Annotated in this window: 16 protein-coding genes and 1 riboswitch; of the genes, 13 read left to right on the top strand and 3 right to left on the bottom strand. The window is 65.4% G+C overall.

Going from position 1 to position 19715, the window contains the following annotated elements:
* Positions 1 to 138: 138 nt before the first annotated feature.
* Both OKW37_RS03430 and OKW37_RS03425 read right to left on the bottom strand, forming a co-directional pair.
* The gene (locus tag OKW37_RS03430) at positions 139 to 1557 is read right to left on the bottom strand and encodes a coniferyl aldehyde dehydrogenase (protein WP_090802550.1); all 1419 of its coding nucleotides are present in this window, start codon (positions 1555 to 1557) and stop codon (positions 139 to 141) included.
* Between the two features lie 109 nt (positions 1558 to 1666).
* A complete protein-coding gene (locus OKW37_RS03425; protein WP_429408047.1) occupies positions 1667 to 3355 on the bottom strand; it encodes an isovaleryl-CoA dehydrogenase in 1689 nt (562 codons plus the stop codon).
* A gap of 317 nt (positions 3356 to 3672) precedes the next feature.
* On the opposite strand from OKW37_RS03425, the gene OKW37_RS03420 reads away from it, so the two are divergent.
* Positions 3673 to 5334 carry a GMC family oxidoreductase gene (locus tag OKW37_RS03420; RefSeq protein ID WP_429408049.1) on the top strand — a complete coding sequence of 554 codons (1662 nt, stop codon included), beginning with the start codon at positions 3673 to 3675 and terminating at the stop codon, positions 5332 to 5334.
* Positions 5335 to 5400: 66 nt separating this feature from the next.
* Here OKW37_RS03420 and OKW37_RS03415 read toward each other — a convergent pair whose 3' ends face one another.
* On the bottom strand, positions 5401 to 6369 hold the full coding sequence (locus OKW37_RS03415; protein ID WP_184065858.1) for a LysR family transcriptional regulator: 969 nt from the start codon (positions 6367 to 6369) through the stop codon (positions 5401 to 5403).
* A gap of 112 nt (positions 6370 to 6481) precedes the next feature.
* Between OKW37_RS03415 and OKW37_RS03410 the strand changes: the two genes are divergently transcribed.
* The 12 genes from OKW37_RS03410 to OKW37_RS03355 all read left to right on the top strand — a co-directional run bounded on the left by OKW37_RS03410 (position 6482) and on the right by OKW37_RS03355 (position 19713).
* The gene (locus OKW37_RS03410) at positions 6482 to 6973 is read left to right on the top strand and encodes a CidA/LrgA family protein (RefSeq protein WP_429356288.1); all 492 of its coding nucleotides are present in this window, start codon (positions 6482 to 6484) and stop codon (positions 6971 to 6973) included.
* Positions 6970 to 7695, top strand: coding sequence for an LrgB family protein (locus tag OKW37_RS03405; protein ID WP_184065852.1), 726 nt, complete (start codon positions 6970 to 6972; stop codon positions 7693 to 7695). The genes OKW37_RS03410 and OKW37_RS03405 overlap by 4 nt, the downstream gene beginning before the upstream one ends.
* A gap of 65 nt (positions 7696 to 7760) precedes the next feature.
* Positions 7761 to 7895, top strand: a riboswitch (S-adenosyl-L-homocysteine riboswitch).
* Between the two features lie 33 nt (positions 7896 to 7928).
* Positions 7929 to 9347: an adenosylhomocysteinase gene (ahcY, locus tag OKW37_RS03400; RefSeq protein ID WP_184065849.1), complete on the top strand. Its 1419-nt coding sequence runs from the start codon at positions 7929 to 7931 to the stop codon at positions 9345 to 9347.
* A 173-nt stretch (positions 9348 to 9520) separates the two neighbouring features.
* Positions 9521 to 9874 (top strand): phage holin family protein, encoded by a 354-nt coding sequence (locus OKW37_RS03395; RefSeq protein ID WP_090805530.1) that lies wholly within the window; start codon positions 9521 to 9523, stop codon positions 9872 to 9874.
* Between the two features lie 11 nt (positions 9875 to 9885).
* Positions 9886 to 10716, top strand: coding sequence for a methylenetetrahydrofolate reductase [NAD(P)H] (gene metF, locus OKW37_RS03390; protein WP_184035098.1), 831 nt, complete (start codon positions 9886 to 9888; stop codon positions 10714 to 10716).
* Between the two features lie 158 nt (positions 10717 to 10874).
* On the top strand, positions 10875 to 12533 hold the full coding sequence (locus OKW37_RS03385; RefSeq protein WP_260321399.1) for an ABC transporter substrate-binding protein: 1659 nt from the start codon (positions 10875 to 10877) through the stop codon (positions 12531 to 12533).
* A 192-nt stretch (positions 12534 to 12725) separates the two neighbouring features.
* Entirely contained in the window at positions 12726 to 14357 is a 1632-nt protein-coding gene (locus OKW37_RS03380) for an ABC transporter substrate-binding protein (RefSeq protein ID WP_429356285.1), read from the top strand.
* A gap of 155 nt (positions 14358 to 14512) precedes the next feature.
* The gene (locus tag OKW37_RS03375; RefSeq protein WP_090802564.1) at positions 14513 to 15523 is read left to right on the top strand and encodes an ABC transporter permease subunit; all 1011 of its coding nucleotides are present in this window, start codon (positions 14513 to 14515) and stop codon (positions 15521 to 15523) included.
* 6 nt (positions 15524 to 15529) lie between these two features.
* Positions 15530 to 16447: an ABC transporter permease subunit gene (locus OKW37_RS03370; protein WP_090802566.1), complete on the top strand. Its 918-nt coding sequence runs from the start codon at positions 15530 to 15532 to the stop codon at positions 16445 to 16447.
* A gap of 2 nt (positions 16448 to 16449) precedes the next feature.
* Entirely contained in the window at positions 16450 to 17454 is a 1005-nt protein-coding gene (locus OKW37_RS03365; protein ID WP_184034804.1) for an ABC transporter ATP-binding protein, read from the top strand.
* Complete coding sequence (locus OKW37_RS03360) at positions 17451 to 18470, top strand: peptide ABC transporter ATP-binding protein (protein WP_090802569.1); 1020 nt, start codon at positions 17451 to 17453, stop codon at positions 18468 to 18470. The genes OKW37_RS03365 and OKW37_RS03360 overlap by 4 nt, the downstream gene beginning before the upstream one ends.
* A complete protein-coding gene (locus tag OKW37_RS03355; protein WP_429408498.1) occupies positions 18463 to 19713 on the top strand; it encodes a TraB/GumN family protein in 1251 nt (416 codons plus the stop codon). The genes OKW37_RS03360 and OKW37_RS03355 overlap by 8 nt, the downstream gene beginning before the upstream one ends.
* Positions 19714 to 19715 lie beyond the last annotated feature (2 nt).

The following is a 19715-nucleotide window of genomic DNA, read 5'->3' as shown; positions in this document are numbered from 1 at the left end:
TACTTTCTTTGCAGCAGCAAAGAAAGTAGGTGCCGCCCCGCACAGGGGCAACGCTAATAGATCGATAAGACAACAAGGAAAGGCCAACACCGCAAAGAACAAAGACAAAAAAAGGCCTCACCCCGCCCAGGGGCTAAATCAGAATCTCATCATCAACTTCAACACCGCGTTCACGCGTCTCCCGTACGGTGGCGAAATCAACCCGCGCGCATTCAAGCGCGCCTGCACGAGCACGGGCTTCATCTTGGAAAAAGTAACGAACCCCTCGTACCCGTGGTACGCCCCCATCCCACTCGCCCCGACCCCGCCGAACGGCAAACTCTCACATGCCAGATGCATCAGCGTCTCGTTAACCGCCATGCCGCCGGCGATCGTTTCATGCGTGACACGCTCAACCGTCCGCGCATCGTCGGCATAGAGATAAAGCGCCAGCGGCCGCGGCCGCGCATTGATCCACGCGATCGCGTCGTCGAGCGTGTCGTACGGCACGAGCGGCAACAGCGGCCCAAAAATCTCCTCCTGCATCAGCGCGCATTCGTCCGGCGCGCCAGTCACGGCGATCAGCGGAAAGCGCCGGCTCCCGGCATCGGGCGTCGCGTTGGTCAGCGCATGCAATTGCGCGCCCGCAGCCCGCGCTTCGTCGGCGAGACGTTCGAGCCGCTCGAAGTGCCGCGAAGAAATGATCGACGTGTAATCCGGGTTCTGCGCGAAGTCCGGATACATCCTCGCCATCCGCACGCGCGCCCGTTCGATGAACGCCTGCTCCTTGCCGCGCGGCACCAGCACGTAGTCGGGCGCCACACAGGTCTGCCCCGCGTTCAGCGTCTTGCCGGCGATCAGATTGTCGACCGCGTTGTCGAAACGCGCATGCGCGCCGATCAGCGCCGGCGACTTGCCGCCGAGTTCGAGCGTGACCGGCGTCAGATGCTCGGCCGCCGCGCGCATTACTTCGTGACCGACCTTCGTCGAGCCGGTGAACAGCAGATGATCGAACGGCAGCGCGCTGAACGCGGCCGCGAGCGCCGCATCGCCGTTGACGACCGCGACGTGAGTGCGCGCGAACGTCTGACCGATCAGCAGCTCGAATAGCGCCGAGGTGCGCGGCGTCAGTTCGGACATCTTGATGATCGCGCGATTGCCGGCCGTCAGCGCGCTGATCAACGGGCCGACCGCGAGCAGCACCGGATAATTCCACGGCACGATGATGCCGACCACGCCGAGCGGCTGCGGCACCACCTTCGCGCGCGCCGGCAGCAGCCACTTGTTGGTGCGGCGGCGCTGCGCTTTCATCCAGCGCTTGCCGTGACGCAGCGCGGCGTCGATCTCTTCCTTCACGAGCAGGAATTCGGCGAGCAGCACTTCTTCCTTCGCACGATTGCCGAAGTCCGCGTGCATCGCGTCGGCGAGCGCGTCGCGATTGTCGAGCATCAGCTTGCGCAGCGCGCGCAGATGCGTCGCGCGCGTGTCCCACGACGGATAGGGCGCGCGCAGATACGCATGACGTTGATCGCGCAACAGTGCTTGGAGCGCGGCGACCTCCGGCACATCGTTCTTCATGTGAGTCCACTCCCAGATGGATGACCGTGCGCGTCGAGCGCGCTTATCTTGGTTTGAGGTTGAGTCGGAGTTGCGAGCGGTGCGCTCGGGGTTTGCGCGCCCGCCGCGTTTACGCGGGAAAGGCGCGCTTGACGATCGCCGCGTGATCGAACGTGGCCGGCAGCGTGCCGTACACGCGGCCGCTTTCGCCGCAGCCGTCGGCGAGACGCGTCGCGATGAACGCGTCGGCGACCCCGGCGGGCGCGTGCTGCGCGAGCAGCGTCGCCTGCGCGATCAGCACGATCTGCTGCGCGATACGTCGCGCCGACGCCTCGCGCTGTTCGGCCGGTCCGTTCAGCGTCGCGGCGAGGCGCGCGAGTGCCGCGCCCAACGCCGGATGCGCGCGCGCGACGTCCTGCCAGGCGGCGAACAGCGCTTGCGCGGCCCGCGGCTCGCGCTCCATCGCGCGCAGCACGTCGAGGCACATCACGTTGCCCGAGCCTTCCCAGATCGAGTTGACCGGCGCCTCGCGATAGAAGCGCGCCATCGGCCCGGTTTCGACGTAGCCGTTGCCGCCCCAGACTTCCATCGCCTCGCCGGTGAATTCGAGCGCGCGCTTGCAGACCCAGTACTTCGCGGCAGGCGTAACGATGCGCCGCCAGGCGCGTTCGGCCGATGAAGCCGACGACGCGTCGGCGGATTCCTCGAACGCGCGCGCGAGACGCATGAACAGCACCGTAGCCGCTTCGGATTCGAGCGCGAGATCGGCGAGCACGTTGCGCATCAGCGGCTGCTCGGCAAGGTGCCGGCCGAACGCGCTGCGATGCCGCGCATGATGGACCGCCTGCACGAGCGCGGCACGCATCAGCGCGGCGCTGCCGATCACGCAGTCGAGCCGCGTGTAGCTCGCCATTTCGATGATGGTCGGCACGCCGCGTCCTTCGTCGCCGATCATCACACCGTACGCGTCGAGAAATTCGACTTCGCTGCTTGCGTTGGAGCGATTGCCGAGCTTGTCCTTCAGACGCTGGATCTGCACCGCGTTCTTGCTGCCGTCCGGCGCGAAGCGCGGCACGAAAAAGCACGACAGCCCCTCGTGCGTGTCGGTGCGCGCGAGCACCAGATGGGCGTCGCACTGCGGCGCCGAGAAGAACCATTTATGACCGACGAGCCGGTAAGCGCCGCCGCGTCCGCCGGCACCGTCGAACGCATGGGCGCGCGTCCGGTTGCTGCGCACGTCGGAGCCGCCCTGTTTCTCGGTCATGCCCATGCCGATCATCGCCGAGCGCTTTTGCGTGAGCGGCACGTCGTGCGGATCGTGCTCGCGTGTGTACAACTGGTCGCGCAGCGTATCGAACAACGTGGATTCGCGCCGCAACACCGGAATGCTCGCGAATGTCATCGTCAGTGGGCACAGCGAGCCGGATTCGATCTGCGCATGCATGAAGTAGCCGGCGCAGCGCGCGGCCATCGCGCCGCTTCGCGGCTCGGCGAACGGCAGCGCGTGTAACCCTTCGCGGCGCAGCAGCGCGAGCAGTTCATGCCACGCGGGATGGAACTCGAGTGCGTCGATGCGCTCGCCGCGCGGACTATGCGTGACCAGCTCCGGCGTATGGCGGTTGGCGAGCTCCGCGAGCGCGAGCGTGTCGGGCGTCGTCAGCGTCGCGCCGTGTCGCAGCAGCGCCTCGCGATGCCAGCTCGCGCCGTCGCGATCGACGGCCGCGCTCAAAGCGGCGTCGCTCGCGAACAGGTTGTAGTCCGCGAGCGGCGGTGCCTGATTCGTCACCTCGTGAGTCTGGCCGAAGCCGTGCCGTTCCATCTGCTGTCTCCGTGCTTTCGCTTATTGTGCGCCGCTTTGCCGACGGCATCCGCGATGCGCTTTGTCGCATCTGTTCGAGCGCCGCGCGTGATGCCGCATGCCGGAAGGAGGACGCGCGTCGCGCCATGTTTGGAAGCCGCGCGCGGGCCGTACGCGCCTTTCATCATAGGGGCGCGTTGCCGCCGGCGTTTAGAGGAATCGTTCTGTCAGGGAGCCGCCGCAGCCCCAATACGCTCCCTACAATGCGCAGAAAACACACGTAGACAAGTGTGCACGAGACAGGGTCCGCGAGCAACGCGGCCCATCAGGAGGAGCGCATGCAATACGACTACATCATCCTCGGTGCGGGCTCGGGCGGCTGCACGCTCGCGAGCCGTCTCGCGGATAGCTGTCCCGACGCGACCATCGCGCTGATCGAGGCCGGTCCGCATACCGGGCGCAATCTGTTGGTGAACATGCCGGTCGGCGTCGCGGCCGTGGTGCCGAATAGACTGAAGACCAACTACGGCTACCTGACCACGCCGCAGCCGGGGCTCGCCGGTCGCCAGGGCTATCAGCCGCGCGGACGCGGTTTCGGCGGATCGAGCGCGATCAACGCGATGATCTACACGCGCGGCCATCCGCTCGATTACGACGAGTGGGCGCGGCTCGGCTGCGACGGCTGGTCGTGGGCCGAGGTGCTGCCGTATTTTCGCCGCGCCGAAGACAACGAGCGCGGCGCCGATGCGTGGCATGGCGAGGCCGGTCCGCTGACCGTGTCCGATCTGCGCTTCAGGAATCCGTTTTCCAGGCGCTTCGTGCAGGCCGCGCTCGAAGCGGGCTACAAAGCGAACGACGACTTCAACGGCGCGGACCAGGAAGGCATCGGCTTCTATCAGGTCACGCAACGTGACGGGCGCCGTTGCAGCGTCGCGCGCGCGTACATCTACGACCGGCCGCGCGCGAATCTGCACACGATGGCCGACGCGACCGTGCTGCGCGTCGTGTTCGACCGCAAGCGCGCGAGCGGCGTCGAAATCGTGCGCGCCGGCCGCACCGAAACGCTCGCGGCGCGCGCCGAGGTCGTGCTCGCCGCTGGCGCGTTCAACTCGCCGCAACTGTTGATGTGCTCGGGCATCGGGCCGGCCGCGCATCTGCGCTCGCTCGGCATCGACGTGCTTCACGATGCGCCCGAGGTCGGCCAGAACCTGATCGATCACATCGATTTCACGATCAACAAGCGCGTGAGGTCGATCGAGCCCACCGGTTTCTCGGTGCGCGGCATCGCGCGGATGCTGCCGCAATTCGTGACCTTCATGCGCCACGGGCGCGGCATGCTGTCGAGCAACGTCGCCGAGGCGGGCGGTTTTCTGAAGAGCCGGCCGACGCTCGCGCGGCCCGATCTGCAACTGCATTTCTGCGCGGCGATCGTCGACGATCACAACCGCCATATGCACTGGGGCCACGGCTATTCGCTGCATGTATGCGTGCTGCGTCCGCATAGCCGCGGCACCGTGACGCTCGCAAGCGCCGATGCGCGTGTCGCGCCGCTGATCGATCCGCGCTTTCTGAGCGATGCGCGCGATCTCGATCTGCTCGTCGAGGGCGCGAAGATGGCGCGGCGCATTCTCGGCGCGCCGTCGCTCGCGCTGCACGGCGGCGAGGAGTTGTACACGCGGCCAGGGCAATCGGATGCGCAACTGCGCCAGACGATCGCCGAGCGCGCGGACACGATCTATCACCCGGTCGCGACCTGCCGGATGGGCGGCGACGCGCGCTCGGTCGTCGATCCGCAATTGCGCGTGCGCGGCGTGACGGGGTTGAGGATCGTCGATGCGTCGGTCATGCCGACCCTGATCGGCGGCAACACCAATTCGCCGACGGTGATGATCGGCGAACGGGCGGCGGAGTTGATCGCGACGAGCCGGCGAGACGGAGCGCGGAGGTCGGCGACGGTGACGCCCCCGAACCCAGGTGGCACGCCGGCGCAGGCGGTTTGATCGCCGTTTGCAAGGAGGTCGGCAAACGCGAGCGGCGTAACGCGGCCGGCGGCCGGCCGCCGCCCGTCACTCGCCCGAGGGTGGCAGAGCTCCTTGCGGCGCTGTGATTCCGTTAGAGCCGATCCCCGGTCCGAGTATGAAATCGTCGCTGGCGTGTGTTGGCAGCGTTTCGCGCGCGACGTCGAGCCACGCGCGCGCCGCGTGCGACAGATAGCCGTTGCGGCGCCAGCCGATCGCCATTTCCCACGGGATCTCCGGTTCGACGACCGGGCGGCAGGTGAACTGCGCGGGATCGAGCCGCCGGCAATAGGGCGCGGGCAGCAGCGCGATGCCGACGCCAGCCAGCACCAGCGCCGCCATGAAGTCCCAATGCGCGCTGCGCCCGACGATCGCGGGCGCAAATCCCGCCGCGCGACATGCGTTCAACACGACGTCGTTCAGCGCGAGGCTTTCGCCGTAAAACACGAACGGCTCATCGGCGAGTTGGGCGAGCGGCACCTCGTTCAACGCATCCCAGCGCGAGCCGGCGCGCGCGACGAGCCACAACAGCTCGCGCGACATCGGCAGCACGTCGATGTTGTCGGGGTCGACCGGCTGCAGCACACCGCCCAGTTCCAGTTCACCGTTGATCAGCGCGGCTTCGATCGCGCGCGAGCCCTGCTCGAACAGCTTCAGCTCGATCTTCGGATAGCGCTGGCGGAACGCGGCGATTGCGGGGGTGAAGAGCGCACCGCCCATCGGCGGAATGCCGATTGCCAGTTCACCGCGCCCGAGCGTGTCGAGATCGTTCAGCTCGGCCTGCAGTTGCGCGTGCGCGGCGAGCACGTCCTGGCCGCGCTGATAGACGATCCGGCCCACGTCGGTGAGAACCATCTGGCGGCCGTCGCGCAGCAGCAGCGGCGAGCCGATTTCGTCTTCCAGCGACTTGACCATCTTGCTGATGGTCGGCTGCGTGACGAACATCTGCTCAGCGGCGACGGTGAAGCTTTGCCGACGGACCACTTCGACGAAATAGCGCAGCGCGCGGAGTTCCATGAGCGTGGTCTCCAGAATTCCAGTTCGGAATGGTTTCGATGATTGTAAGTCATTTTATTTATGGCGCGGCGGGCCCCATACTAAATGCCTTCCACGCCAGCCAGGGGATGTCATGTCCGCGCCAGTTTTCACCCGTTCCGCCCGTCCCGCCGGTGGCGGCTCAAGTGGAGACGCGGGTGGCTTCGGCCGTGTCGCACGCATCGCCGTGCAAAGCGCCGCGATCGCGGCGCTCTGGATCGGCGCCGATTTCATCGTGCGGCGGCTCCATCTGCCGGTGCCGGGCGGCGTGGTCGGCCTCGTCGCGCTGCTCGCGCTGCTGTTCTGCGGAGGTATCGCGCCGCGCTGGGTCAAGGCCGGCGCGGACTGGCTGCTGTCCGACATGCTGCTGTTCTTCATTCCGGCGGCGGTCGCCGCCGTGCAATACGGCGGCCTGTTCCGCGCGGACGGCTGGCGCCTCGCGCTAGTGGTGATCGCCGGCACCCTGATGGTGATGGTCGCGGTGGCGTTCGCTGTCGATCAGGCCGCGCGCGTCGAACGGCGTTTCGCGCTGCGCCGCGTGCGGGTTGCGCGTAAGGCAGGCAGTCTGTCGCACGAGCGCCGATGAACCCGCTCCCGTTCGCTTCGCTGTTGGCCGACGACGCCTCGCGCCTGATCGCGGCCGGCTGCCTCGTGCTGACGATCGCGCTGTACTTCGCGTCGAAGGCGCTGTATGCGCGCGTGCGCTCGCCGTGGCTCACGCCGATGCTGACGGTGCCGGCCGCGCTCGTCGCGATCGTCGTACTCGCGCACATTCCGTATTCGCTTTACTTCGAGGACACACGCTGGCTGATGTGGCTGCTCGGCCCCGCGACGGTCGCGTTCGCCGTGCCGATCTACGAGTACCGCGCACTGTTGAAGCGCCACTGGATCTCGCTGTCCGTCGGCGTGACGGTGGGCATTCTGGTCGGCGTCGGCGGCTCGCTGATGCTCGCGAAGCTGCTGCACCTGTCGCCGGACTTGCAGCGCAGCCTGATGACGCGTTCGGTGTCGACGCCATTCGCGCTCGCCGTGTCCGACAGGATTCACGCGCCGAAGGACCTGACCGCGCTGTTCGTGATCGCGACCGGCGTCTGCGGCATGCTGTTCGGCGAAATCGTGCTCGCGATCGTGCCGCTGCGCACGCGGCTCGCGCGCGGCGCGCTGTTCGGCGCGGCCGCGCACGGCGTCGGCACCGCGAAGGCACGCGAGCTCGGCAGCGAGGAGGGCGTGGTGTCCAGCCTGACGATGATGATCGCCGGCGTCGCCATGGTGCTGCTCGCGCCGATGCTGGGGCTGCTGCCGATCTGAACCAGCGCGCTGCCGCACCATCCGGCACGCGCCGAAGTCATCTCGATTTGCTACAATCGCCGTTCGTCTTCGAGGAGCGTTGCGACGGGTACCGCGAATCCGCATTCGCCGGCCGCCCGCCAGGCTCGAAGGCTTCAATTGGCAGCATGGAATGCGCATCGCGCGAATCCGAACGCTGCCTCAAACCGCGCTCACGTCACATTTCTAGTCAATTTCTTAGAAAGGAGGGCGTGATGAACGCCGCAGTCATCGATTCCCAGAAGCTGGATTACGTTGTCGCCGACATGTCGCTCGCCGCTTGGGGCCGCAAGGAACTCACGATCGCCGAGACCGAAATGCCCGGCCTCATGCAGACCCGTGATGAGTACAAGGCGCAGCAGCCGCTGAAGGGCGCGCGCGTCGCCGGCTCGCTGCACATGACGATCCAGACCGGCGTGCTGATCGAGACGCTGACCGCGCTCGGCGCGGACGTACGCTGGGCCTCGTGCAACATCTTCTCGACTCAGGACCATGCCGCCGCCGCGATCGCGCAGGCCGGCACGCCGGTGTTCGCGTTCAAGGGCGAATCGCTCGATGAATACTGGGAGTTCTCGCACCGCATTTTCGAATGGCCGAACGGCGAGTTCGCCAACATGATCCTCGACGACGGCGGCGACGCGACGCTGCTGCTGATCCTTGGCTCGAAGGCCGAGAAAGACCGCTCGGTGATCGCCAGGCCGACCAACGAAGAAGAAGTCGCGCTGTACAAGTCGATCGCCGCGCACCTCGAGATCGACCCGACGTGGTACTCGAAGCGTCTCGCGGCAATCAAGGGCGTCACCGAAGAAACCACCACCGGCGTGCACCGTCTGTACCAGATGGAGAAGGAAGGCCGCCTGCCGTTCCCGGCCATCAACGTCAACGACTCGGTCACGAAGTCGAAGTTCGACAACCTGTATGGCTGCCGCGAGTCGCTCGTCGACGGCATCAAGCGCGCGACCGACGTGATGATCGCGGGCAAGATCGCGGTCGTGGCCGGTTACGGCGACGTGGGCAAGGGCTGCGCGCAATCGCTGCGCGGTCTGGGCGCGACCGTGTGGGTCACCGAAATCGATCCGATCTGCGCGCTGCAAGCGGCGATGGAAGGCTACCGCGTCGTGACGATGGAATACGCGGCCGACAAGGCCGACATCTTCGTGACCGCGACCGGCAACTACCACGTGATCAACCACGATCACATGAAGGCGATGCGTCATAACGCGATCGTCTGCAACATCGGCCACTTCGACTCGGAAATCGACGTCGCGTCGACCCGTCAGTACCAGTGGGAAAACATCAAGCCGCAAGTCGACCACATCATTTTCCCGGACGGCAAGCGCGTGATCCTGCTGGCCGAAGGCCGCCTCGTGAACCTCGGCTGCGCGACGGGCCACCCGTCGTTCGTGATGTCGAACTCGTTCACGAACCAGACGCTCGCGCAGATCGAACTGTTCACGCAGGGCGCGAAGTACGAAAACAAGGTGTACGTGCTGCCGAAGCATCTCGACGAGAAGGTCGCGCGTCTGCATCTGGCGCGCATCGGCGCGAACCTGACCGTGCTGTCCGACGCGCAGGCCGGCTACATCGGCGTCGACAAGAACGGTCCGTTCAAGCCGAACCACTACCGCTATTAAGCACGCGGCCGTCCGCGGCTCGATGCGCGCGTTCGCGCGCCCGGCCACGCGGGCGGCGGTAAAAGCTTGACGGTCCGATCCCGGGGCGGCGCGCAATGCGCCGCTTTGTTCGCCAGCGCGGCTTTTCGTTTGCTGGACATCTTCTCCGCACAGGTGCTTACAAGGAGTTCTACATGACCGTGCTGCTGACCTGGCTCATCAACGCGCTCGCGCTGCTGATCATCACCTACATCGTTCCGTCGATCCATATCCGCAGTTTTGGTACCGCGCTGATCGTCGCGATCGTGCTCGGCCTCATCAATACGCTGCTGCGGCCGCTGCTGATCCTGCTGACGCTGCCCGTCACGATCCTCACGCTCGGACTCTTCATTCTGGTCGTCAATGCGCTGTGCTTCTGGCTGTGCGCGTCGCTGCTGAAGGGCTTCGAGGTGTCGGGCTTCTGGTCGGCGTTCTTCGGCTCGATCCTGTACAGCATCGTGTCGTGGCTACTGTCCGCGCTCATTTTCGGCAACCGCAGTCTCGGTTGACCTTTTTGACTATGAATCCGATCGAACTCTCATTCGAATTCTTCCCGCCGAAAACGCAGGAAGGCATCGACAAACTGCGCGCGACGCGCGCGGAACTCGTGTCGCTCAAACCGAAGTTCGTGTCCGTCACGTTCGGCGCCGGCGGCTCGACCCAGCAAGGCACGCTCGATACCGTCGTCGACATGGCGAAGGAAGGGCTCGAGGCGGCGCCGCATCTGTCGTGCATCGGCTCGTCGAAGGACAGCCTGCGCGCGATCCTCAACGAGTACCGCGCGTACGGCATCCGCCATATCGTCGCGCTGCGCGGCGATCTGCCCTCGGGCATGGGCGCGGTCGGCGAGCTGCGCTATGCGTCGGAGCTCGTCAGCTTCATCCGTGCCGAGTTCGGCGACTGGTTCTGGATCGAGGTGGCGGGCTATCCGGAATACCATCCGCAGTCGCGCTCGCCGCGTCACGATCTCGAAAACTTCGCGCGCAAGGTGAAAGCCGGCGCGAACTCGGCGATCACGCAGTACTTCTTCAACGCGGACGCGTACTTCCGTTTCGTCGACGATGCGCGCCAGCTCGGCGTCGACGTGCCGATCGTGCCCGGCATCATGCCGATCACGAACTTCTCGCAGCTGATGCGCTTCTCCGAAATGTGCGGCGCCGAAGTGCCGCGCTGGATCGCGCGCCGGCTGGAGAGCTTCGGCGACGACCGCGAGTCGATCCGCGCGTTCGGGCTCGACGTGGTGACGGCTCTGTGTCAACGGCTCCTCGACGCGAAAGTGCCGGGTCTGCACTTCTATACGCTGAACGCGGCCGCGTCGACCAAGGCGATCTGCGAACGGCTCGCCGTGTAATTGCGATGCCCGCGCGGCTGCAACGGCCGCGCGGTCCCCGCCAGTCTGGCATGGGTCGCAAATTTGTCCCAAATAGCGTGGTAAGTCCCTGTTGAAGCTCATTTTTGGGCTGTCTATCATCGAAACGCAGCTAACCCGGCTGCTGTGCGGAGGACGATATGACAGTGACAAGAAAGACTGCGACACACCGGCTGTTCGCGCTTCACCAGTTCTGCCTGCCGGCGCTCGCCGCGCTCGCGGTCGCCACGAGCGGCCTCGCGCCCGCCGCGTCGCAGGCGGCCACGCTGCCCGACAAGACGCTGGTGTTCTGCTCCGAAGGCAGCCCGGCGGGTTTCGATACCGCGCAATACACGACCAGCGTCGAATTCAGCGCCGGCTCGTACACGGTCTATAACCGGCTCGTCGAATTTGCGCACGGCAGCACGGACATCGAGCCAGGACTCGCCGAAAAGTGGGACGTGTCGCCCGACGGCCTCACCTATACGTTCCATCTGCGCCACGGCGTCAAATTCCAGACCACGTCGTACTTCAAGCCGACCCGCGAATTCAACGCGGACGACGTCGTGTTCACCTACGAACGCATGCTCGATCCCGAGAACCCGTTCCGCAAGGCGTATCCGGTCAATTTCCCGTATTTCAACGACCTCGGTCTCGCGAAGAACATCGCCAAAATCGAGAAGGTCGATCCGTACACGGTGCGCTTCACGCTGAAGGAAGTCGACGCGCCGTTCCTGCAGCAGATCGCGATGCCGTTCGCGTCGATCCTGTCGGCTGAATACACCGATCAGTTGCTGAAGGCGGGCAAGGCGTCCGACATCAACCAGTACCCGGTTGGCACCGGCCCGTTCATCTTCCGCAGCTATACGAAGGACGACACGATCCGCTTCGACGGCAATCCCGACTACTGGAAGCCGGGCGTCGCGAAGCTCGGCAAGCTGATCTTCGCGATCACGGTCGATCCGGCCGTGCGCCTGCAAAAGTTGAAGCGCGGCGAATGCCAGGTGATGTCGTATCCGCGCCCCGCCGACATCCCGACCGTGAAGGCCGATGCGTCGCTCGCGATGCCAAGCGAAGTGGGCTTCAACCTCGGCTATATCGCGTACAACACGACCAAAAAGCCGCTCGACAACGTGCTCGTGCGCCGCGCGCTCGACATGTCGGTCAACAAGAAGGCGATCATCGAAGCGGTCTACCAGGGCGCGGGCCAGCTCGCGACGAACCCGATGCCGCCGACGCAATGGGGTTACGACAAGAACCTGAAGGACGCGCCCTACGACGTCGACAAAGCGAAAGCGCTGCTGAAGCAGGCGGGCTACCCCGACGGCTTCGAGCTGACGCTGTGGGCGATGCCGGTACAGCGCCCGTATAACCCGAACGCGCGCCTGATGGCCGAAATGCTGCAGGCGGACTGGGCGAAGATCGGCGTCAAGGTGAATATCGTCACGTACGAATGGGGCGAGTACATTCGCCGCGCGCACGCCGGCGAGCATCAGGCGATGCTGATCGGCTGGACGGGTGACTACGGCGACCCTGACAACTGGCTCGGCGTGTTGCTCGGCTGCGACGCGGTCAACGGCAGCAACTTCTCGAAGTGGTGCTACAAGCCTTACGACGATCTGATCAAGCAGGGCCGCAGCACCACCAACATGGCCGATCGCACCAAGGCTTATACGCAGGCGCAGGAGATCTTCAAGGACCAGGTGCCGTTCACGCCGATCGCGCATTCGACCGTCTATCAGCCGATCAGCAAGAACGTGACGGGCTTCAAGATCGATCCGTTCGGGCCGACGCAATTCCTGGGGGTTGGGGTGAAATAAGCGGGCGCGGCGCGTTTTTTTGCGCCGCATTCGTCGCCGGGCGGCCCGAACGGGCGGCCCGGCCCGTGGCAAAACGTTTGCGCAAGTGTTTCCTGTCGTCAACAGAGGGATTTTGCTCCGCTTGGTCGCCGGCCCAAGCTCAAGTAATATCCCGCTACGCCGGCGCAAGCCGGCCCTGAACCTGGAGGAAACATGAAGCAAAACAATCTGTTGCGCGTCGCGCGTAGGTCCACGCTCGTCGCTGCCGCAGCGGCATCCCTGCTTGGCGTCACGAGCGCGCAGGCCGCTGGGATCCCGAACAAAACCCTCGTTTACTGCTCGGAAGGCAGTCCCGCGGGTTTCGATCCGGCCCAATACACGACGGGCGTCGACTTCACGGCCAACACGTTCACCGTCTATAACCGCCTCGTCGAGTTCGAACGCGGCGGCACCAAGGTCGAGCCCGGCCTCGCGGAGAAGTGGGACGTGTCGCCCGATGGCAAGACCTACACGTTCCATCTGCGTCATGGCGTGAAGTTCCAGACCACCTCGTTCTTCAAGCCGACGCGCGAATTCAACGCGGACGACGTGGTCTTCTCGTTCCAGCGCATGCTCGACCCGAACCAGCCGTTCCGCAAGGCGTATCCGGTGCAGTTCCCGTACTTCACCGACATGGGCCTCGACAAGCTGATCACGAGCGTCGAGAAAGTCGACCCGTACACGGTCAAGTTCACGCTGAAGGAAGTCAACGCGCCGTTCATCCAGAATCTGGCGATGGAATACGCGTCGATCCTGTCGGCTGAATATGCGGATCAGCTGCTCAAGGCAGGCAAGGCCGCCGACATCAATCAGTACCCGGTCGGCACCGGTCCGTTCATCTTCCGCAGCTACACGAAGGACGCGACGATCCGCTTCGACGGCAATCCCGACTACTGGAAGCCGGGCGCGGTGAAGATCTCGAAGCTGATCTTCTCGATCACGCCGGATGCCGGCGTGCGCGTGCAGAAGATCAAGCGCGACGAATGCCAGGTGATGAGCTATCCGCGCCCGGCCGACATCGCGCCGCTGAAGGCCGAGCCGAACATCGACATGCCGTCGCAACCGGGCTTCAACCTCGGCTATCTCGCGTACAACGTGACGCACAAGCCGGTCGACAAGCTCGAAGTGCGCCAGGCGCTCGACATGGCGATCAACAAGAAGGCGATCATCGAGTCGGTCTACCAGGGCGCGGGCCAGTTGGCCACGAACCCGATGCCGCCGACGCAATGGTCGTTCGTCAAGAACTTGCCGGCCGCCTCGTACGATCCGGCCAAGGCGAAGGATCTGCTCGCGAAGGCGGGCTACCCGAACGGCTTCGACCTCACGCTGTGGGCGATGCCGGTGCAGCGCGCGTACAACCCGAACGCGCGTCTGATGGCGGAAATGATCCAGGCGGACTGGGCGAAGATCGGCGTGAAGGCGAAGATCGTCACGTACGAATGGGGTGAGTACATCAAGCGCGCGCACGCGGGCGAAGACGACACGATGCTGATCGGCTGGACCGGCGACAACGGCGATCCGGACAACTGGCTCGGCACGCTGCTCGGCTGCGAGGCGATCAACGGCAACAACTTCTCGAAGTGGTGCTACAAGCCGTTCGACGATCTGATCCAGAAGGGCCGCACGACTTCGGACGTGGCGACGCGCACGAAGATCTACGGCGAAGCGCAATATATTTTCGCGCAGCAACTGCCGTTCTCGCCGATCGCGCACTCGACCGTCTATCAGCCGGTCAGCAAGAAGGTGGTCGACATGCGCATCGAACCGCTCGGCTACGCGCGCTTCGACGGCGTCAGCGTCAAGTAATCGTAAAGTTCGCGCAGTAGGCCGCAATACAGTACGCCGCAACACAGTACACTTTTCGCACGGTTAGAAAACTGGTCGAACTGGTCCGGCGACCGGGGTCACGAGCCCTCGTCGCCGGTTGCGTTTTTTCATCACCAGTACCATGGGAGCGAACCATGTTCCGCTTCGTTTTGCGCCGCATCGGCATGGTGATACCGACGTTCATCGGCATCACGATCCTCGCGTTCGCGCTGATTCACCTGATCCCGGGCGACCCCATCGAAGTGATGATGGGCGAGCGCGGCGTCGATCCGGCCATGCATGCGGCCGCGATGCACCGCCTCGGGCTCGACGAGCCCTTGCCAATGCAGTACTTCCACTACATCGTGCGCGCCGTGCACGGCGACCTCGGCACTTCGATCATCACCAACACGAGCGTGATGGGCGAATTCCTCGCGCGCTTTCCCGCCACCGTCGAACTGTCGTTCTGCGCGATGCTGTTCGCGCTGATCGTCGGCCTGCCGGCGGGCGTGTTCGCGGCGCTGAGGCGCGGCACGGTGGTCGATCACGGCGTGATGGGCACCGCCCTGACCGGCTACTCGATGCCGATCTTCTGGTGGGGCTTGATCCTCATCATGGTGTTCTCGGTCAAGCTCGGCTTGACGCCGGTGTCGGGCCGCATCGCGGTCGAATACGACATTCCGCACGTGACCGGCTTCATGCTGATCGACTCGCTGATGTCCACCGACGAAGGCGCGTTCAAATCCGCACTCAGCCACCTGATCCTACCCGCGATCGTGCTCGGCACGATTCCGCTCGCGGTCGTCGCGCGCATGACGCGCTCGTCGATGCTCGAAGTGCTGCGCGAGGACTACATCCGCACCGCGCGCGCGAAGGGGCTGTCGCCGGGACGCGTGATCGTCGTGCATGCGCTGCGCAATGCGCTGATTCCGGTCGTCACCGTGATCGGCCTGCAGGTCGGCACACTGCTTGCGGGCGCGGTGCTGACCGAAACGCTGTTTTCATGGCCGGGCATCGGCAAGTGGCTGATCGACGCGATCGGCCGGCGCGATTATCCGGTCGTGCAGGGCGGTATCCTGTTGATCGCCACGCTGGTGATCGTCGTGAACCTCGTCGTCGATCTGCTGTACGGCGTGCTCAACCCGCGCATTCGCCATACGAGGTAAATCACGATGGCTGACATTCAAAACACCGTCCCCCAAGCGGTTACCCCGCCGAGCGGCCGCGGCATCGCGGCACGCGAATTCTGGGCGAACTTCTCGCGCAACCGCGGTGCGGTCGGAGCGGGCATCATCGTGCTGGTGCTGGTCTTCATCGCGATCTTCGCGCCGCTGATCGCGCCGCACAGCCCGATCGAGCAATACCGCGACTCCGTGAAGATCCCGCCGGCGTGGCTCGACGGCGGCAACTGGAAGTTCATTCTCGGCACCGACGAAGCGGGCCGCGACATCCTTTCGCGTCTGATGTACGGCGCGCGGCTGTCGTTCTGGATCGGCTTCGTCTCGGTGGTCCTCGCGCTGATTCCGGGCGTCGTGCTCGGCCTCGTCGCCGCGTTCTTCGAGAAATGGGCCGACACGCCGATCATGCGCATCATGGACGTGCTGCTCGCGCTGCCGTCGCTGCTGCTCGCGGTCGCGGTGGTCGCGATCATCGGTCCGGGTCTCGTCAACACGATGCTAGCGATCGCGATCGTCGCGCTGCCGGGCTATGTGCGTCTGACGCGCGCGTCCGCCCAGGGCGAGTTGCAGAAGGAGTATGTGACCGCTTCACGCGTCGCGGGTGCGAGCACGTTGCGGCTGATGTTCTCGCAGGTGCTGCCGAACTGCACCGCGCCGCTGATCGTGCAGGCAACCCTTGGCTTTTCGTCGGCGATTCTCGATGCCGCCGCGCTCGGCTTCCTCGGCCTCGGCGTGCAGCCGCCGTCGGCAGAGTGGGGCGCGATGCTCGCGTCGGCGCGCGATTACATCGACAGCGCATGGTGGATCGTCACGATGCCCGGCCTGTCCATCCTGATCTCGGTGCTTGCGATCAACCTGCTCGGCGACGGGTTGCGTGACGCGCTCGACCCCAAACTGAAACGGATGGCCTGATCATGAGCAATCTACTGACCATCCGCAATCTCGCGGTCAACTTCGGTGGCCTGCCCGCGGTCGACCGCATCAATCTCGACGTCGCGCCGGGCGAAGTGGTCGGCGTGGTCGGCGAATCGGGCTCGGGCAAGAGCGTGACGATGATGGCGCTGATGGGCCTGATCGACGCGCCCGGCAAGGTCTCCGCCGACGAAATCACGTTCGACGGCAAGAACCTGTTGAAGGCTTCCGCGAGGGAACGCCGCAAGATCATCGGCAAGGACATCGCGATGGTGTTCCAGGATGCGCTGACGAGCCTGAACCCGAGCTACACGGTCGGCTATCAGATCAAGGAAGTGCTGAAGCTGCACGAGGGCCTGCGCGGCAGCGCGCTAGACAAACGCGCGCTCGAACTCCTCGATCAGGTCGGCATTCCGGACGCGAAGAACCGTATCGGCTCGTTTCCGCATCAGATGTCGGGCGGCATGAACCAGCGCGTGATGATCGCGATGGCGATCGCCTGCAACCCGAAGCTGCTGATCGCCGATGAGCCGACCACCGCGCTCGACGTGACGATCCAGGCGCAGATCATGGAATTGCTGATGCGCCTGCAGAAGGAACGCGGCATGGCGCTCGTGCTGATTTCGCACGATCTGGCCGTGGTGTCCGAGGTCGCGCAGCGCGTCGCCGTGATGTATGCGGGCGAGGTGATCGAGACGAACAAGGTGCCGGACATCTTCGCCGCGCCTCATCATCCGTACACGGAAGCGCTGTTGGCCGCGATTCCCGAGCACAACGTGGGCGCCGTGCGGCTCGCGGCGCTGCCGGGCATGGTGCCGGGCCGCGACGACCGGCCCAAGGGGTGCCTGTTCGCGCCGCGCTGCAAATACGTGGTCGACGACTGCATGAAGGCCCGCCCCGCGCTCGCGCCGCTGCCCGCGCACGCCGAGCTCACGCGCGTGCGTTGCATCAAGCCGCTGAACCTCGAGAAGGACGCCAACGTTCACACGCAAGGAGGCGCCCGATGAGCGCAGTACCCGAAACCCGTCGCCAGTCGGATCGTACTGGCGATCACGTGCTCGTCGCCGACCAGCTCGCGCGCTACTACACGGTCAAGCGCGGCATGTTCGCGCACGGCACGGTGAAGGCGCTGAACGGCGTGTCGTTCGCGCTCGACCGCGGCAAAACGCTGGCGGTAGTCGGCGAGTCCGGCTGCGGCAAGTCGACGCTCGCGCGTCAGCTGACGATGATCGAAACGCCGAGCGCGGGCCGCCTGCTGATCGACGGCGAGGACGTGGCCGGCGCGAATCACGAGAAGATCGCGGCGCTCAGGCGCCGCGTGCAGATGGTGTTCCAGAACCCGTTTGCGTCGCTCAATCCGCGCAAGACCGTCGAGCAGACGCTCGGCGAACCGCTCGCGATCAACACGCAGATGAGCGCGACCGAGCGCGCCGAGCGCATCGCGCAGATGATGCGCACGGTCGGCCTGCGGCCCGAGCACGCGAAGCGCTATCCGCACATGTTCTCCGGCGGCCAGCGCCAGCGTGTGGCGATCGCGCGCGCGATGATCCTCGATCCGCAGATCGTGGTCGCCGACGAACCGGTCTCGGCGCTCGACGTCTCAATCCAGGCGCAGATCCTGAACCTGTTCATGGACCTGCAGGACGAGTTCAAGACGAGCTACGTGTTCATCTCGCACAACCTGTCGGTGGTCGAGCATATCGCCGACGACGTGATGGTCATGTACTTCGGCGGCGTCGCTGAACTCGGCGACAAGCAGCGCATCTTCTCGAAGCCGCGTCATCCGTACACGCGCGCGCTGATGTCGGCGACCCCGTCGATCTTCGAGGCCGACCGCACGATCAAGATCAAGCTGCAAGGCGAAATGCCGTCGCCGCTGAATCCGCCGTCGGGCTGTACCTTCCATCAGCGCTGCCCGTACGTGATCGACCGCTGCCGCAGCGAGGAGCCGAAGCTGCGAGAAGTGGATGGCCGCCTGGTCTCCTGTCACCGCGCTGAAGAGGTGGGGGACGTGGATGCCTGATGTGGTGGCGGCGCGTCGTCTTGCGCGCCGCTTGTGTGAGGGCGGCTGGATAGCCGCCTTCGCGCGGCGCCGCGGGGCGCGTGCGCTGGGAGGCGCCGCGCCCTGCGGCGCATTTGCTGGAAGGTTCGCCGGCAGGTTTTTTCGCACGTTTCTCTGCGCGTTTGTTCATGCGCTCGCGCGCGCCTTTTTCTCCGTATTTCTTCCCGCGTCGCTGTCCGCTTTATTTCGCGTAGGCTGCGCGCTGTCGGTCGGCGCGGCCGTACCCTGCATCGCTCACGCGGCCGGCGCGGCGGCCAAGGCGCCAGCCCAGGCGGCCCGTCCTGCCGTCACGGCGCCAAGCCCGCCACCGCCGTCAATTGCGCCGCCCCCGGTCCCCGGCACCACGGCGAGCGGCCCGGTGCGCCAGCAACCGGCGCGCATGCCGTTCTATGTCGCGACGCGCGGCAGTACGACGATCTACGTGCTCGGCACGCTGCACGTCGGCGATCCCGCCGACTATCCGGCGGGGCAGCCGTTCCGCGCGCCGATCCTCGCGGCGCTCGCCGCGTCGCCGACGCTCGCGCTCGAACTGTCGCCCGACGAGCTGCTGGTGTCGCAGGACGACGTGTCGAAGTACGGCGTATGCAAGCACGACTGCCTGCCGGGTCTGCTGCCCGAGCCGCTGTGGCACAAGCTCGCATTGCGGCTGCGCGGCAACCCGGCCGCGCTCGATGCGATCAAAAAGATGCGGCCGTGGCTCGCGTCGCTGGTGGTCGAGACCTACGACTCGCTGTCTGCGGGTCTGCAAACGGAATACGGCACCGAAGCGCAATTGCAGAACGTCTATCTGAAGACGCGCGGCAAGATCGTCGGACTCGAAACGCTCGCGCAACAGATGCGCGCGTTCACCGGACTGTCGGCCGCGCAGCAGCGGGAGATGCTCGCGCAGGATCTGGTGCAGACGCCCGCGCAGAACGTCGAGGACGTGCGCACGCTGCACCGGCTGTGGCGGGTCGGCGATGCCGATGCGATCGCCGCGTGGCAGGCTGCCAAATCGGAGAAGCTCGCGCGCGACCCGCGCGTCTCCAATTCGATCGACAACCGGATCGTCTACGAGCGCAATCGCCGCTTCGTCGCGAGAATGTTGCAGCTCGCCGCGCCGAACAAGCCGCTGTTCGTCGCGATCGGCGCATTGCATCTGGGCGGATCGAAGGGCGTGCTGCAGCTATTGCGGCAGCACGGCTTCGTGGTCGAGGCGAGTTGATC

Source organism: Paraburkholderia sp. MM5482-R2, from assembly GCF_050436125.1.
Classification (GTDB): domain Bacteria; phylum Pseudomonadota; class Gammaproteobacteria; order Burkholderiales; family Burkholderiaceae; genus Paraburkholderia; species Paraburkholderia tuberum.
Note: the sequence above shows the minus strand (reverse complement) of the source record. Positions and strands in the feature narration are given on the sequence as shown.